The organism is Affinundibacterium flavidum (genome assembly GCF_014284175.1).
Lineage (GTDB): Bacteria > Pseudomonadota > Gammaproteobacteria > Burkholderiales > Burkholderiaceae_D > Undibacterium > Undibacterium flavidum.
In genome coordinates this window covers 168,911-184,081 of sequence record NZ_JACOGA010000005.1, presented here as the reverse complement: position 1 = coordinate 184,081, position 15,171 = coordinate 168,911, and the positions used below count along the sequence as shown (strand labels likewise).

The window sequence follows — 15,171 nt, the reverse complement described above, 5'->3', positions numbered from 1 at the left end:
TTTGGTCAGCGCCTATGAGGTTGCATCCGCACCAAGAGATTATCTAAGCTAACGTCTGTGAGCCTAAATTTAGTTGAAATCAACCGCGAGAAAAAGTTCGGCTAACGCGATCCAGATGTGCCCGCATGGCTTGTTTCGCACCATTCGCGTCATGCGCAGCAATTGCTTCTAAGATGGCACGATGATCGAGCAGAGTTTGCTTGCGTAATTCTTCAGTCTGAAAATGTTCCTTCAACTTGTGCCACAAGCTGCCGCGTTGATTCCATAAATATTCAATCACACCAACCAAGGCACTATTGCCAGTCGCGCGGGCAATCGCCAGATGGAAATTTCTATCAGCCATTTCATTTTCATTGCGATTGTCATGATGGCGTTCCATTTCTAATACCGCTTTTAAAATCGCATCAATAGCAGAGTCGGTTGCATTTTTGGCTGCGATTGCAGCGACTTCCGATTCGATGAGGCGACGTGCAGAAAGGACTTCAAACGGGCCAGGGCCTACTTCTAAGACATCAGCTTCGGCTTTTGCCTGCTCACTCACATAGACGCCAGAACCACCACGAACCTCAACGATGCCGCCTAGCTCCAAGGCGATCAATGCTTCACGTAATGAAGCGCGGCTGACGTTGAGTTTGCTGGCTAAATCACGCTCAGATGGCAGGCGCTCACCAGCGGCGATGTTTTCTTCTTTGATCAGTTGTTGAATGCGGGCGGAAACGACGCGATACAAGCGTGGTTCAGGGGCGAGAGTTTCGACTGCAGCAGCAACTTTTTTCATTGAATCTTAGGAGGTAAGAGAAGTAGAGGGGGGATAAAAATGACAAGGTTTATTCTAAATTGGTCTGTCCAATGTCGCAAGCCATGTCGTCGTCTTGGAATGTCAATTTCCTACGAAATCCGACGATAGGCCCGGTTTTATTCCCATTGTGCCGTGTCTTCTCCGATTAATGCGGATTGGCGACCCAGTTCTTGGTGTCGTTTAACATTTTCTTCAAACTTGCCTGGTCGTAGGTTTTACCCCGGCTTAGCACCAGATAAATATCCCGTGTGGCTTGGATATTCTTTAAAGGGTTAGCATTTAATACTAATAAATCCGCTACTTTATTTTTACTGATACTGCCATAGCGATCTGATTTGCCCAGTAGTCGCGGGCCAGCGAGCACTGCACTTTGCAAGGCCTGTGCTGGCGTTAATCCATACTTCACGTATAGAGCAATTTCATCATGCAAAGCGATGCCGGGATAATCAAATGAATTGAGAAATCCGGCATCGGTACCGGCGATAATGCTGACACCTTCTTGCGCCAGAATCGGCAGTAAAGAAGCGGATTTTCAAACAGCGCATGACGCGTTTTAATCGCCTCTGCATCGTCTTGTGCAGCCCGTTGTACGCGCCAGTCATACGTCGCGCGCAAACCTTTGCCTATGTATTGCAGATAGTCGTCATGGCTGTGATCGTTTTGATCGAGGTAAGCCGTGACGTAGGAGCCATATAGCGTGGGCACAATCGCAGTTCCCGCCGCAGCCATACGTCGAAAGGCAGCGCGCGCCGTCGCTTCATCATAACTGGCAAGACTGCGCTTCATCGCTTCTTTGCTGGTGATTTTTCCTTGCGCCACCGCCTCGGTTAATGCTGCTTCTTCCGGCGTTGCGGCACGTAACAAATAGGATTGATGTTCTATGCTGCTCAAGCCTGCGGCAAAGACCTGATCCAAAGTGAGTTGCACAGGAATATGCGCAGAGCTAGCCATGCCTCGCGCTCTGACTTGCTTCAAGCTTTCCAGATAGATGGCAGGAGTCATGGTGTTCTCTGTGATCTTCACAAAATCCACTTGTTGTCCTTGCAGCTTATCGAGTGCCGCACTGACTTCTTCGGCCGTACCAACTTCGATTGTTCCTTTCCATAAAGGCTTATAACCTTCTAATTTGGCACCTGAAGTAAAAATCGTTGGCCCCGACATTTCACCACTCGCAATCTTGGCGCGCCAGTTCAATACCGTATCGGATAAGTCGCCAGCACAATCATGCACGGCAGTAATTCCATGCGCCAGATACAGTGGCAAGAGGTGTTTATTCTCCTCAATCAGTTCTGCTCCACCACCAAAATGCACATGGGTATCCCACAAGCCCGGCATCACATATTTACCGCGCAAATTCACCGTGTGCTTAGGGGCGTAGCGACTCAAGTCTTTTTGATCAACCACCGCCAAAATGCTATCGCCACGGATTAACACCGTTTTACCAAGCAAGGTCCGGCCGCCAGCGACATCAATGATGCGGGCACCAGTCAACGATAAATCAGCGGGAATTTTGTCTGCGGCAAGTAGGTTTGTACTGAGACTAAGTGCCACAAAAAAAGTAGACAGTATTTTGAATTTGAACATATGCGCAGCGTGCTAAGTGAGTGGGGGCTATCATAGGAACTAAGATCGTACTGAATGAGCAGAATCAATATCCCGGATCTTGATTTGAGCTCTTGCGAGAAATTCTTGTCACTGGTTTGACATTGATTTGCCAATTGAGTTGCATCGTGCCGCTGTCGTGGATGCTGACTTGTTTTCCTGATTCACCTGCCGTCATCCCCATACCAGGATGCCAAATGCGCATTTGATAGTCGCCTTCAGGTAGCCCTTCGATCACGATCGTGCCATCCGCTTTCGACTTGCCAAAATAGGGCGTGTCAGCGACATAAATATACCCAAGCATCCAATCGTGAATATTACAACCAAGAACAACGATGCCGGGTTTGTCTAGTGTCACTGGTGCGGCAGATTTGCCTGAATAGAGTTGAATTTCGAAGGACTTAGCCGGTGAAAATGAATATACGTGGTGACGCACATTATCTTTGTTAGGGAAAAATATTTTTGATCCTGCGACCACAGGTTTGACATAGGGCATAAACTCTTTATCAATCTGATCGACGACCTCATCCTTAGGTTTGAGTCGCGGCATTTTGGCAGGATCGACGGGAGTCAGTAATAGCACTGCATCTTCTACTGGTTTCGCTTGTTGGTCTTTGACGTTGACGCGAATCTCGCCTGCCTGCGCCAAACTTGAAAGACATAAGCAAATGATCGCCCAGCTCTTGAGCTTCAATATGTGCATGGCATTTGTCCTTAAAATTGATTTTTTAAAATTGGTAGCTAGCACTGAGGGCAAGTACATGACGTTGATAGTTTGTGCCCCTTGGAATTGTGGTCCAGTGTTTTTGAAGATTGACATTGACCGACCAGTTGCTGTCTATGCCGTGCGTGAGCCCAGCCGATAAAGTTTGCGTGCTGCCGTCTAAGCGATAGATATCTCGATTCGCACCAAAACTATTGTCGGGACGAATCGCACGGGCGATCGCGTAGATGTAAGCGACGTCCGCTTTGGTCGTGACTAAGACATCGCCCCGACGGATGGCGTAGCTAATATTCCAGATGCTTGATTCATTTTGGGCGAAATCAAGATTGAGTTTGTAGACACGATTGCTCGTCTCAAATGTTGTGCCAGGGACGTAGTATTCGACGCGCTCTTGATGATCAGCGTGGTTTTTTTCTGTAGTGACTGAACCCCAGAGATTGAAGCTTGCAGAAAGGCGCTTGCTGGCTTTGAGTTCGATTTGATGCGATGTCGCATTACGTTCTTTATCGCGAAACGCTTGACGTTCCAACCCGAATCCCAGACTCACACTAGGCGCGTAAGGGCCGATGCCAAATTTATTCTTTCCATTGATTTGTAAGCCAGCACCAGAACGGCTCAATCCCGTGAGCTGATTGAAGCTTTCATTCGATAGCTTGGCAGCATACGAAAAATTGAAATTGCTGTCGTCGATAAAGTGCTGTTGGCCTATGCTAAAACTTGTCATCAGACTGCTATCGCTAACGATATAAGGCCGCTTTGCATTTCCGAGATTGCTGTCATAACGCAAGCGCGTATCGAATTGCGCGAAATTGTCGGCTTGTGCCGTCGTTGCACTAGCGATTAGGAGTAAAGTCGCGACGGGTAAGAACCTGTGTTTATGAAGAGACATGGTCGGTACCTGCTGGTAGATGAGGATGCGCTGAAGGGCTAAATTTCCAATTTGAATTTTGTATCCATAGCATTAATTTTTCAGGCGCCAATGGCCTGCTCACAAAGTAGCCTTGGATGGAGTCGCAACCCATGGCCATTAAAGCGTCCCAGGTTGCCTGATTTTCCACACCTTCGGCGATGACCCGTAGACCCATATTGTGGCCTAAATCGATAGTTGATCGCACGATGGTGGCATCGTCGGGATCATTCTCCATATCGGTAATGAAGGATTTATCGATTTTGAGTTCATTTACCGGTAATTTTTTCAGATAGGCGAGTGAAGAATAGCCAGTGCCAAAATCGTCAATCGACATGTGAAGACCACTTTGTCGCAATTGATTCAGCACATGCATCGCCCCTTTGGGGTCGGTCATGATCGCGCTTTCGGTAATCTCAAGGCTAAGCCAGTCGGGTGAGGCATTGTGCGTTTGCATCAACTGCGCAAATTTTGCTGGGAGTTTCGCATTCAACAAATCACGCGCGGAAATATTGATGGAGATGGATAAGGGAAGACCGATTGTCTGCCAAGCTGCGCGTTGCTCTAGCGCGCGTTCGATGACCCATTCAGTGATTGTTGCGATAAATCCTGTGCTTTCAGCAAAAGGAATAAATTGATCCGGAGGAATGACGCCGCGTTTTGGGTGTATCCACCGAATCAGTGCTTCAACTTCGCTAATCGTATTACTTCGGAGATCTACTTTAGGTTGATAGTAAAGTTGAAGTTCATTGTGCTCGATTGCGTGTTTGAGTTCCGCCATCAAAGATAAATTTTGTTGTGTCGTGCTTTCCAGACTCGGGTCGTACAGCGCAAAGCCGCTATTGCCGCGTTTTGCGGTGTACATCGCTAATTCAGCGTGACGCAATAGCGCATTAAAATCTGCACCATCGGTCGGAAATTGCACCACTCCAATACTGCCACTGGCAATGAGTTGATGACCTTCTAAAGAAATCGCCTGGTCGAGTGCCGCTAGGATCAGTTGCGACAATTTGATCGTCTCGTCTTGATCTATCGTTGGGACAAAGATGCCGAATTCATCGCCGCCAAGACGGGCGACCAGAGTCCGGTTTTGATCCAGTGATGCTTGTAAGCGACGAGAGATTTCTTGTAATAACAGGTCACCGATATGATGTCCTAGGATATCGTTAACTTCCTTAAATCGATCTATATCAATCAGCAGAATAGAAAAAGTAGTCGCTTGCCCAGACGGATAGTTAATTGCCTCTGTGACCGCTATATTGAAAGAGGTGCGGTTGGCAAGCCCGGTCAATCGATCGCGATAAGCGAGTTCGCTGATCTTCTCTTCGCGACTCGCAATACCTTTAGACATGTTTTGAAATGCAGTCGCAAGTTGTCCGACTTCATCATCTCGCGCTACGACCATCGCTTGAGAATAATGTCCTGCTTCGATGTCTTGTGCGACCAGACTTAAATCCACTAAAGGCTTGGAGATATTTCGTGCAATTTTGTATCCCGCAATCAAGGTCGCCATCAATGCAAAAAGCCCAAGTGCAGTCAGAATCCAACGCAAATTAAATAGTGGTGCTAGCGCAACATCTAGCGATTGCTGCAAAACCGTAATCGCTTGTGTGCCATCATCGATTTTCAAATGATCAATTCGCGCCAGATAGGCTTCGTTAGCGAGTGTTAACACCTTCGTGCTGGCTCCGGAAGTTTCGGAAATTTTTCTCAGATCACTGGACAAATCTGTAGCCCGATTGGCACTCAGGGTGGTGGCGAGTACGTTTAAGCGTTCTTGTCCTGAGATTGGGGTTAAGAAAGAAACCTCTAATCCAGTCAGATCTTTGAGATTTTTTGCGAATTTGTCATCGATCACAAAGCCTAATGCAAGCCAGGCAACGGGTAGCGGTGCCATGACAGGAACGACGATTAATTGATAAAGCTTGCCATCCAACATGACGATAGACGTGGTTTGCCCATGTTGTTCGGCGCGCTTGATCAACTCTGGAAAGGGAAATTTTTGATCGGAAGAGTTACTGCGGAAGGTATCAGCGATCAAGCGATTATCGGGGGCGACCAACATCGAGATGTCAGCATTAATTCGTCCACCATGATTGAGCAACACAGAAACAATCGTATTGTGATCACCCGTCGCCGTTGCTTTGATAAACGCAAAATCGGAGGTCAGGATACCGGCCGACTGCGAAAGCCGTTTGATATTGTCTTTTTGTATGGAATTAAAAAGCCGTTCGCCCGCCAATAAATTATGCTCAACCGCCTCATTCGCGCTCTGAGAAACCACGCTATTCACCACTGCCAGCTCGACGATCAACACCATCGACAGCAAGACAGAAAAAGCAAAGATGATCCGTGTATGCAGTTTGCGAATACGTATCATGTTAATCCCGATAGCGGCAAAAAGAGATAGTTCCGAATAAGTCACATGACTTAATGCAAAGAAACATCATAGCGCACTATTTGTGGGTAACAAAGGGAAGCTGTCGCGGGCGTGGTGTGTTGGATAAAAATGGGTGGGGAAAAGCAGACGACAAAAAACATGTAAGAAAATTTTGACGTGAAAAAAATGGCTTCGATTTCCTTAATGATTACGTTCAGGATTAACGTAAGTCGACAACACTACTTGGGAGCGTAGTACTCAAAATACCCTCTTACATTAGTTGAGCCACGCGCCTTCACCGTGCTGTTTCCCTTCTCAATATTTTCTTCATTTAATATTTTTTGAAAATACTCGGCGCCACGAATATTGTTGTGTTCCGAACTTGCCACGTTTTCTTGTTTTTCGTTGTTTGCATTACTTCGATTGATTGAAAGAAGTCGATCAAGATTTCTAGCCAAGATTCGTTTGATTGTTGAAGTATCATAAATCTTATTTTCTACTGCATACTTGCATGCCTCTTCAAAGCGAACTGATCCATACTTTTTTTCCAGAGATTTGATTGCATTTATGAATCGATACCATCATCAATGGACATTAAGGTAGCCAACCCGCTTTGCTTCATCATTCAGAAATTTCTAATCCAAAAGGATCGTCCTGCGCTAAAGCAAGCTCAAGACGTACTGTATATCTACGATACTATCGAACTTTTCGGAGCGTTACTTGAAGAATTCCATGATACTTGGGAGAGGCGCGTTAGCCCCGACTTAAGTAAGAAGTTGAAGGATACCGTTCTGAAGTTGAGTGAAAGCACATTCTCGAACGTCAATGACGTAATTCGAGACGCGGCACGCATTCCACAAAATCGCAAACTTTTACCGGAGCAGATACAACAGACATGCCAGTTGGCATTTGAGATCATTTTTAATAAATAGCTCAATCGTGAATTAGACTAGCGCATCTGCTATTCGTAACAGTGCTTCCTTCGCACCCAAAGGAATACTGATATCTCGATGCAAGCCAACTTCAGATTCTGATGGATTAATTCTTATGAGAGGGCAATCAAGTCCTTCGCCAAAATGCCTTGCACTTGGAATCGCTGTGCCAGCGCCAATTTCTATTACCACTGGACGTGATGCGCGGGCGAACCATGTCAAAAGGCTGGATTGTGATTGTGCGTACCGGTGGCCTTCAAATTCCCAGTCTCCAAACATTAAAATATTCGGTCTGGCTAAAACATCGCAAACCGGACAGCGCGGTAAAGGTGAAATTAATATGCAGTTGGACTCATCAACGATAGGCTGAAATTCATCTGCGTGCCAAGCTTCATTCCCTCACTGATCCATGCATTGCAGCATGTGAATTGACCCATGACATTGCGTGATATGACGTGACTCAAACCCCGCTTTTGCAAATTGGCCGTCGACATTGCTGGTGAAGTGTCGCAAGCCTAGCGGCATCTGTTCTGCTAGCTTCAACAAGCACTGAAAGCCCTCATGCGGAATCGTATTGCGATAAAGCTGCAAGCGATGCCCATAGAAACCCCAAGCCAATTCTGGGTGTCGTTGAAATGCTTTGGGGTTTGCGATTTGAGTGAAGTTGATTCCCAAGTTGCCGAGAGCAGGGTAGGCGTTCCAGAAACCGTTTTCGCCGCGGAAGTCTGGTAGACCCGAGTCTATACCCATGGCTGCACCGGAAGTAATCACGAGGGCATCTGCTTCGCCGATTAGATCTGTTGCATAAGTGAGCGTACTTTGAATAGACTGGGAAATATTTTTATGCATAAGGGTAGATATTCTAAATTCTATTTTGCAAAAAATTCTACGTGTTAAGATTTTCTATATTGTTAATTTAGTTTAGGAATAAATATAAATGAATCTTCCATTTTCTCCAGCAAGTAACAGTCCGAATTCTGTACTAGCACTGTTTTTCTTAGCGCTAGCATTCGCCAGTGGATCATTCGCGTCCAGTTTTGCCGATGAGCTTTTTAGGAGCCATCAATATAATGCCCATCGACAAAACATTGATGAAGTAAAAAGGTTACGCTGGGATTTGACTAATTGCATTTCGAAGCTAAATGGCGATGATGATATGCCATGTGATGAAGTGCATATAAATAAAAATTTGAAGTCGAAGACTCAAGTTTTGCTTTGGCAAAAACGAATCGACGATATAAATGATCATATATTGGAACTGCAAAAATTTACAAGCACGCCACCGAACAAAATAAATTACTTCGTAAGAAATCCTGAAACCGGATTTCAGTTGAGTTTATTATTCACCTTCATATTTTCGGCCTTCGGTGCGGTGAAACTATGGCAATGGGGGAAAGTGCAGGCAAAATCTGAAAAATCAATTAATCTTGAGAACCAGAAAAAAGAAGCTGAGCTTATTTTATTAAATAAAAATATCGCGGTTTTTGATCTACGATTTGAGATAGAGAAAGAACTTAAAAAAATGGAGTTGGTAATTCAACGTGAAAACTTGAAGAAACTCAAAAATGAAAAATATCACACGGTGGTGCGCAATGGGAATTAAGCGGTTGTAATCATCAAAGTTTTTTTGAGTCTAAAAGACTGTCGATACTGCGCAGCGACCGTACCTTCTTTTCCTATGGGCTAAGGTTAGAGAGGAAGTGATTAGTTCTTTAGCGAAACTATGAATTCTTCGCGTTACATTGCATTCAATGCCACGTATGCCGAATGCAGTGTCCGTATTCCACTAATTTTCAAAAAGGGGAAAAGGTTTTGAATGGCTTGTTATATTCTCATTAGAGCCCAGCCTGCTGCGTTTGTATCTCTTTGAGCGTACGACCAGTTTCATCTTTCCATTCGGTACGACCATTAGCGCTGCGCCCTAAAATAATTGCTGCAGCGGTGGATGGGCTAGAAAAACTGTAGTCCTGTTTGAAGACATAGCAATCGCCGACTCGCTGCAATACTTCGTTGGCGATTAAGTCTTGACGTAGATCGACAATGCCGTGCATTTGTTGCTGCATAGATGCAGTGAGTTCGACACTCGCTTGCGAATTCGCCTTCACGACAAAGCCTTGATTGGATTCATATCCCTGCGCTTTTAAACCCTTGCCGACACAGTTCAAAAGCGTTATGTCCGCAACGCGAATGTCGGTTGCGCGTGTCATTTCAAAAGCAGATATACCCAAGACAGGCAACATGCTCAACATATGATCGAGAAACACCAACATGTCTGCGCGGTCTGCTTCTGATAGCGTAGGTTCCGTCTCAGATTTGATATTTTCCAAACGCATACGCTTTGCGTCTTTGGCACGTTGGATCAATTGCGATTCAAGAAACTGCACGTGCGCTTTATTGAGCTGACCAGAACCTGCGACAAAAAAGACTGCCCGTGTCCAAAAATCTTTATTGCTGAAATGGTTCTCCATTCTCGGTCTTACTGGATCACCTTCGCCTATATAAATCATCTCGCCATCACCATCAGGGCGCGGGCCAAGCAAAAGATAGACACCCGTTTGCGCAAACTCTTCACGTTGTTTTATGGTCGGTAGCAAAGGCCGGGGGAACACAATCGCTTTGCCTATCCAATTGCTGCGTTCGACGATGCGCAGGCCGTCTGGGTCGCCGGTGGCTACGAAGATTTTTAGGGAGAATGGTTGGGACATGGATGAGTTTCTTCAGATTTTAAGTACTATAAGTGCAACATGGTGACATTTGTGATTAAATGGAAATAGTTATTTATTTCAATGGCTTACAGATTTTCGATACAAAATAGTAGGTTTGTAATTAATTAAAATTAGACCTAGATTGGCGCACGCTTAACCTATCATTTCGATGTCTGTTTGGCATTCTAGAGCGCGAACAGCATTCGTTGTAACAGCGATATTTTCAATAATTCCACTTGTGATTTAACGCTGCTTTGCTATAATTCTGCTCAAGTGGATTGGGGGTTCCTGGTCGGCGTCTAAGCCTCGGTGAGTTTCATCGGGGCTTTTCGCTTTATGGCTGTGGGTAAATTTTCAAACCCCAGTTTTCAAATCCTTCGCCGACGTTCTCTCTGCCGCCATCACAATAGAATTTTTTCTTCAGCACATCAAACGCACGATTGTCTTGTGTAGGGCGAAGGAAGCGCATGCCGATTGGGCGAGCAACTAAGTCTGCGAGTTGCAATCCTGTTGAATTCACTTTTTTATCTGCAAAAATGATGTTGAACGGGAGTGGAATGTTCAGGCGATTCTCGCCGTCGCAAGTACGGCGAAATTCTAATTCGAGTTCATTGTCTTCTTTTGGTCCTCTGCGCTCCACCACGACGTGCGTGGTAGCGCCATCCTGATTCTTTTCCTGTAAAAATTCATAGAGGGTTTCAAGGCAGAATCCAAGCGCGAGGTGATATGGGTTGGTCTCTTGTCCGACCTTATTTTTTAATTCCGTTTTATCGATCACACAGCTAACCAAAATAAAATTGCTGGCATCGATAATGTTTGTTAACTCATTCAGAAACGCATGTTTGTGCGCACGACTTTGGAAAAAATTAAAGTTCCCTTTTTCTTTGCGTATCTCGTTTTCATGCAAGACAATAAGATCGTGACCGAAATGATTAAACTTAAATTTTTCTAATGCCGGTACGACAGTTTCGCAATAGTAGCGTTTGTGGAAGATGCAAAATGCCAAAACAAAAACGGGATAGTTCTCGTCCAAAGTTTGCATGCCATGATCACCGCTCTCATCAACATATACCACGTAGTTACTGAATTTTCCGGTGGGCGGCAATGCTAAATCCGCTTGTGCAGTTTTGGGGTCAGTGTTTTCAAATAATGAGAATTGTTTGGGCTGAGTGTCTGTGTTTTCTGGCGGCATAATTGCTATCTACATTGCAGTCTATGAATGTTTATGTTTTTGAGTCTATTGCGAAGCTGATTCCAATCGTGTTCACTAGAGAATAATTATGACAGACCATTTTATCGATTACACTGCTTTTTGATTGGCGATCCCAAATGGAATGTGCACCATAGGAATATCTCCTCCCGGTGATTCTAAGTGACTGCGTTGATCGTCAAAAAACATATGGGGTTTTAAAACTGTTAGAACTCTAGATTTTTCCATTCCGCCTAAGAAAAAAGCTTCATCGACAGAAACACCCCAATCTTTGAGTGTAGTAACAACACGTTCGTGCGATGGCGCGTTTCGTGCAGTTACGATGGAAATTCGTAAAATTTTTTGATAACTTGGTTCCTCCTTTTGCCGCTTCTCTTCTAGCTTTTGCATGAAGGAGAGCTTCTTAAATAGGTCGGCAAGAGGACCTGGTTGATGTGGAATGGACATATTCTTAGCTTCGTGTGCCTGAAACTCCTCTAAGTCATTATTCTTCTTGAACACCGTCTCCGCCTCATCATCCGCAATTACGCCATCAAAATCGAATGCGACTCGCAGTTCTGCGTCAGCTTCATCATCGTAAACTTTCGACGGCAAGACAACGCCAGCCGGATAATCTTCATCAATCGCTCTTTGTACATCGCTTTCGTTCGCACTTAGAAAAAGTGAAGCGTTAAATGCAGGCAGGTATTCATGTGGTGAACGACCAGCCATGAAAGCCGCGCGGCTGACATCTAATCCATAGTGTTTGATCGAACGAAAAATTCTTAATCCAGTCTCAGGCGAATTTCTCGATAATAGGACAACTTCGACTGGTGATTGTTTTGGGAATGCTTTGTTAATGCTCAAAAACCGTCGAATAAAAGGAAACGCCACGCCACGAGGGAAAGGAAGATCGATATTGGTTTCTTGATGATCTCGATACGCAGCAACACCATGATCTAAATAGATTTGATTCGACTCCGAGAGATCAAACAGCGCACTCGACGAGACACCGATCACTAATTTTCTTTCGATGGGATACGCCATATTTTCTTCACTTTCTTAAATAGAGTGTGAGCTTGTGATTGACACTCAGTGGAGTGGTTTCGACATTGAGAGTGAATTTTCTACGAGAACATCAGCTAGTTTTTGTTGATGCTGTTTAGCTTTGATGATGCGGGATTTTAGTTGCTCGCATATGGACATTAGTTCATCTACTTTGGCTACTATGCGATGTTGTTCCTCTAGTGGAGGACAACAGAAAATGAGGTTAAGTATCTGTTCTCTCGTCACATTTTTCATAGAGCTACTTGTTCCACCAGCGTGGAGTAAATAATAGGCTCGTGCAAATGGCGACGCATTTGCAAGATTGATAAACTGTTTGTCGCAAAGTGATGAAAGGCGAAGCCTGACGATTTTGTCTGACAGCATTAAATTAGGTGGGCACTCGTCGATTACCACACTTTTCGCCACTAGTTCAGCGGTATTTGCTCTGGATATTAAGAAATCCCCTTCCTCAACCACACAATCCAATCTCGCCTCAAGCGACTTTGGAAGTGCTTTATTCTCATCAGGTAAAAATTTACCCCAAGATACAGCACTAACTTTTAATACCCCCCAATCAGTACCAATGCGTGGATATGCTTCACAGCTTGGACTCCAACCAGCACCGCTTTTTTCGACCAATGTGCCAAGCCTAATCCACTCCCAACCTTTAGGAAGATCAAAACACTTCTCATTTTCTTCAATCGCCGCCAACGGTTTATCCTTCTTAATCGTCCCCTCAGCAACCAACTTCGCTTTCTCAGCCTGTATCCGCTTAAGCAACTCGCTAGCCGGTTCGTCGTTCGGGTCTTGTGGTACGAGTTTGCCCATGACTGCTAGTTGCAGCAGGGTTTGTTTGAGGGCGTCTATGCTGGATTCAGTAGTGAACAGGGAGTCGAAATGGGTGGCGATGCGTTGCCAGTTGGCGTTGAAGTCTGCTGCATCTTGCGATTGCGTGAGCGTGCTTAACAAGTGGCTGACGAGTTGTTCGTGGGCGTCGGCGGCGTTGTTGTGTTGGGCTTCTAGTTGGTCGCATAACGCCATTAGTTCGTCTACTTTGGCTACTATGCGGTGTTGTTCCTCAAGGGGAGGAATGGGTATCGATGTTGTCTTGAGATTGTTTTGTGTTATTTGATTTATAGTCGTTGTCGCAACTCCGTCAAGGAATTTTCTAAAAATTGGTGAATTCAGAAATACTTCGACATAACAATTGAATCGACTTTTATATATCGCCATAAATGCGCCAAAAACCATTGGCTCATTTAGATCTTTGATCATCGCCGTTTTACCGACTAGAGACTTACTTCCATTTCGGGCACAAATTAACAGATCACCATGGTTCACAAATAGATTGCTCTTAATATTCGCCGACACTCGAACAAGATCTGTTAAATCAATTTTTCCGTTTTGAATATTCGACGAACGTAGCACTGGGATTCCAACATCAGTAATGTCTTTTGGTGAATATGTTAGTCCGATGAAGGTACTTCCGATGTCATCAAGCCGTACCCATTCCCAATTCGAAGGTATTTCGAATAGTTTTTCGTCTTCGGTAATGGCGGGTAAAGGTCTTTCCTTTTTTATTTTTCCCTCATTGACGAGCAATAAATTATCTTCGTTAAGACGCTTCAACAACTCAAAGGCAGGTTCATCATTCGGATCTTGCGGCACCAACTTCCCGCGCACCGCCAATTCCAAAATCAATTCACGCAATTTCTTAATGCCATACACGCTATTCGCATTGCCAGAAGCTCGCCCACGTCCCGATTTTTTTTCGGTGTCTGCGGCGGTCCAAATATCGAGATGATCGGTGATAAGTTGATGTATGGCGCTCATGCCTGCTCTCCTGCTTGGGCATTTTCTAACACGGCGCGGTCACGTTGTAGTTCGGCTTGCAATTGTTCTTCGGTGGGCAAAAAGGCGCGGTAGCGGCTGGCGAATAGGTGTTGGCTATCTGCGAGTAGCGAGTATTTGGCGACGGCTTCGTTGCGTTCTGAGCAAAGGATTAAGCCTAGCGTGGGGTTGTCGCCTTCGCCTCGGTATTGTTCTTCAAACACGCGCACATACATATCCATTTGGCCGACGTCTTGGTGGCTGAGTTTGCCGACTTTGAGATCGACTAATAAAAAGCATTTGAGCAGGTAGTTGTAAAACACCAGATCAACAAAGAAATCATCGCCTTCTACGCGTAATTGTTTTTGTCTGGCGACAAAGGCGAAGCCCTTGCCTAGCTCTAGCAAGAAGTTTTGTAGCTGGCCTAGCAAATTGCTTTCTAATTCTTTTTCAAAGAGGGTGGCACCGGGTTGGGCACCGAGGAATTCTAGTACGTAGGGATCGCGGATAAAGTCGCGTGCCGCATTGGCATCAGTGGTAGCGTTGGGCGCGTGTTCGGCGATGAGAGCAATCGCTTCGTTCTGCACTGCGGCCTTGTCTTGGCTGGATAGAAGACGTTCGTAAAATAGGGTGCTGATCTGGCGATCTAAGGCGCGTACGCTCCATCCTTGGGTCGCTGCTTCATTGGCATACCAATCGCGCGCCGTCTTGTCTTTGATGCGAATTAAGACCTTGTAATGGGACCAGTGCAATTCTCTCCACAGTGTAGAGAGAATTGGAAACTCAAGATAAAATTGTCGAAAACTCCACAAACTTTGCGGTGAAAAGCCTTTTCCATATTCGGCGCTGAGCTTTTGCGAGAGTTGTTGCAGGGTTTGCTTACCGTATTGCGCACGAGCAGCACCGCCTTGCTCATCTTCTACGATTAAACGACCAACATGCCAATAGCTTTGCACCATGACATCGTTAATGGTGTGACGAACTTGCTGCTGGGCGCTATCAAGAACTAGCCGAACTTGTTCGTATAGCGGTTGAATATTGACTGGCGCTGTCATG

The 15,171-nt window shown here is 45.3% G+C and carries 14 protein-coding genes; 1 reads left to right on the top strand and 13 read right to left on the bottom strand.

Annotated elements, in window-relative coordinates:
- Positions 1–79 precede the first annotated feature (79 nt).
- From H8K55_RS06960 to H8K55_RS21770, 8 genes are all read right to left on the bottom strand, one after another.
- Positions 80–778 (bottom strand): FadR/GntR family transcriptional regulator, encoded by a 699-nt coding sequence (locus tag H8K55_RS06960; protein ID WP_186941351.1) that lies wholly within the window; start codon positions 776–778, stop codon positions 80–82.
- A gap of 166 nt (positions 779–944) precedes the next feature.
- Entirely contained in the window at positions 945–1,283 is a 339-nt protein-coding gene (locus H8K55_RS21780) for an amidohydrolase family protein (protein ID WP_329605007.1), read from the bottom strand.
- Positions 1,202–2,350 (bottom strand): amidohydrolase family protein, encoded by a 1,149-nt coding sequence (locus H8K55_RS06955; protein WP_230408515.1) that lies wholly within the window; start codon positions 2,348–2,350, stop codon positions 1,202–1,204. The genes H8K55_RS21780 and H8K55_RS06955 overlap by 82 nt, the downstream gene beginning before the upstream one ends.
- 97 nt (positions 2,351–2,447) lie before the next feature.
- Positions 2,448–3,104, bottom strand: a complete 657-nt coding sequence (locus H8K55_RS06950) for a methylamine utilization protein (protein ID WP_186941350.1) — start codon at positions 3,102–3,104, stop codon at positions 2,448–2,450.
- Between the two features lie 25 nt (positions 3,105–3,129).
- Positions 3,130–4,014, bottom strand: coding sequence for a hypothetical protein (locus H8K55_RS06945; protein ID WP_186941349.1), 885 nt, complete (start codon positions 4,012–4,014; stop codon positions 3,130–3,132).
- A complete protein-coding gene (locus H8K55_RS06940) occupies positions 4,001–6,412 on the bottom strand; it encodes a bifunctional diguanylate cyclase/phosphodiesterase (RefSeq protein WP_186941348.1) in 2,412 nt (803 codons plus the stop codon). The genes H8K55_RS06945 and H8K55_RS06940 overlap by 14 nt, the downstream gene beginning before the upstream one ends.
- Before the next feature lie 944 nt (positions 6,413–7,356).
- Positions 7,357–7,623 (bottom strand): SIR2 family NAD-dependent protein deacylase, encoded by a 267-nt coding sequence (locus tag H8K55_RS21775; protein WP_230408514.1) that lies wholly within the window; start codon positions 7,621–7,623, stop codon positions 7,357–7,359.
- A 120-nt stretch (positions 7,624–7,743) separates the two neighbouring features.
- Positions 7,744–8,193, bottom strand: a complete 450-nt coding sequence (locus tag H8K55_RS21770) for an SIR2 family NAD-dependent protein deacylase (protein ID WP_230408513.1) — start codon at positions 8,191–8,193, stop codon at positions 7,744–7,746.
- A gap of 88 nt (positions 8,194–8,281) precedes the next feature.
- On the opposite strand from H8K55_RS21770, the gene H8K55_RS06925 reads away from it, so the two are divergent.
- Positions 8,282–8,947 carry a hypothetical protein gene (locus tag H8K55_RS06925; RefSeq protein ID WP_186941346.1) on the top strand — a complete coding sequence of 222 codons (666 nt, stop codon included), beginning with the start codon at positions 8,282–8,284 and terminating at the stop codon, positions 8,945–8,947.
- 232 nt (positions 8,948–9,179) lie between these two features.
- On the opposite strand, the gene H8K55_RS06920 is transcribed toward H8K55_RS06925, so the two are convergent.
- From H8K55_RS06920 to H8K55_RS06900, 5 genes are all read right to left on the bottom strand, one after another.
- Positions 9,180–10,049, bottom strand: a complete 870-nt coding sequence (locus tag H8K55_RS06920) for a GIY-YIG nuclease family protein (protein ID WP_186941345.1) — start codon at positions 10,047–10,049, stop codon at positions 9,180–9,182.
- A 334-nt stretch (positions 10,050–10,383) separates the two neighbouring features.
- Positions 10,384–11,241, bottom strand: coding sequence for a DUF3800 domain-containing protein (locus H8K55_RS06915; protein ID WP_186941344.1), 858 nt, complete (start codon positions 11,239–11,241; stop codon positions 10,384–10,386).
- 108 nt (positions 11,242–11,349) lie between these two features.
- Complete coding sequence (locus H8K55_RS06910) at positions 11,350–12,285, bottom strand: 5'-nucleotidase (RefSeq protein ID WP_186941343.1); 936 nt, start codon at positions 12,283–12,285, stop codon at positions 11,350–11,352.
- 45 nt (positions 12,286–12,330) lie between these two features.
- A complete protein-coding gene (locus H8K55_RS06905) occupies positions 12,331–14,118 on the bottom strand; it encodes a restriction endonuclease subunit S (protein WP_186941342.1) in 1,788 nt (595 codons plus the stop codon).
- A complete protein-coding gene (locus tag H8K55_RS06900; protein ID WP_186941341.1) occupies positions 14,115–15,170 on the bottom strand; it encodes a PDDEXK nuclease domain-containing protein in 1,056 nt (351 codons plus the stop codon). Before H8K55_RS06900 ends, H8K55_RS06905 begins: the two co-directional genes overlap by 4 nt.
- Position 15,171: the final 1 nt, after the last annotated feature.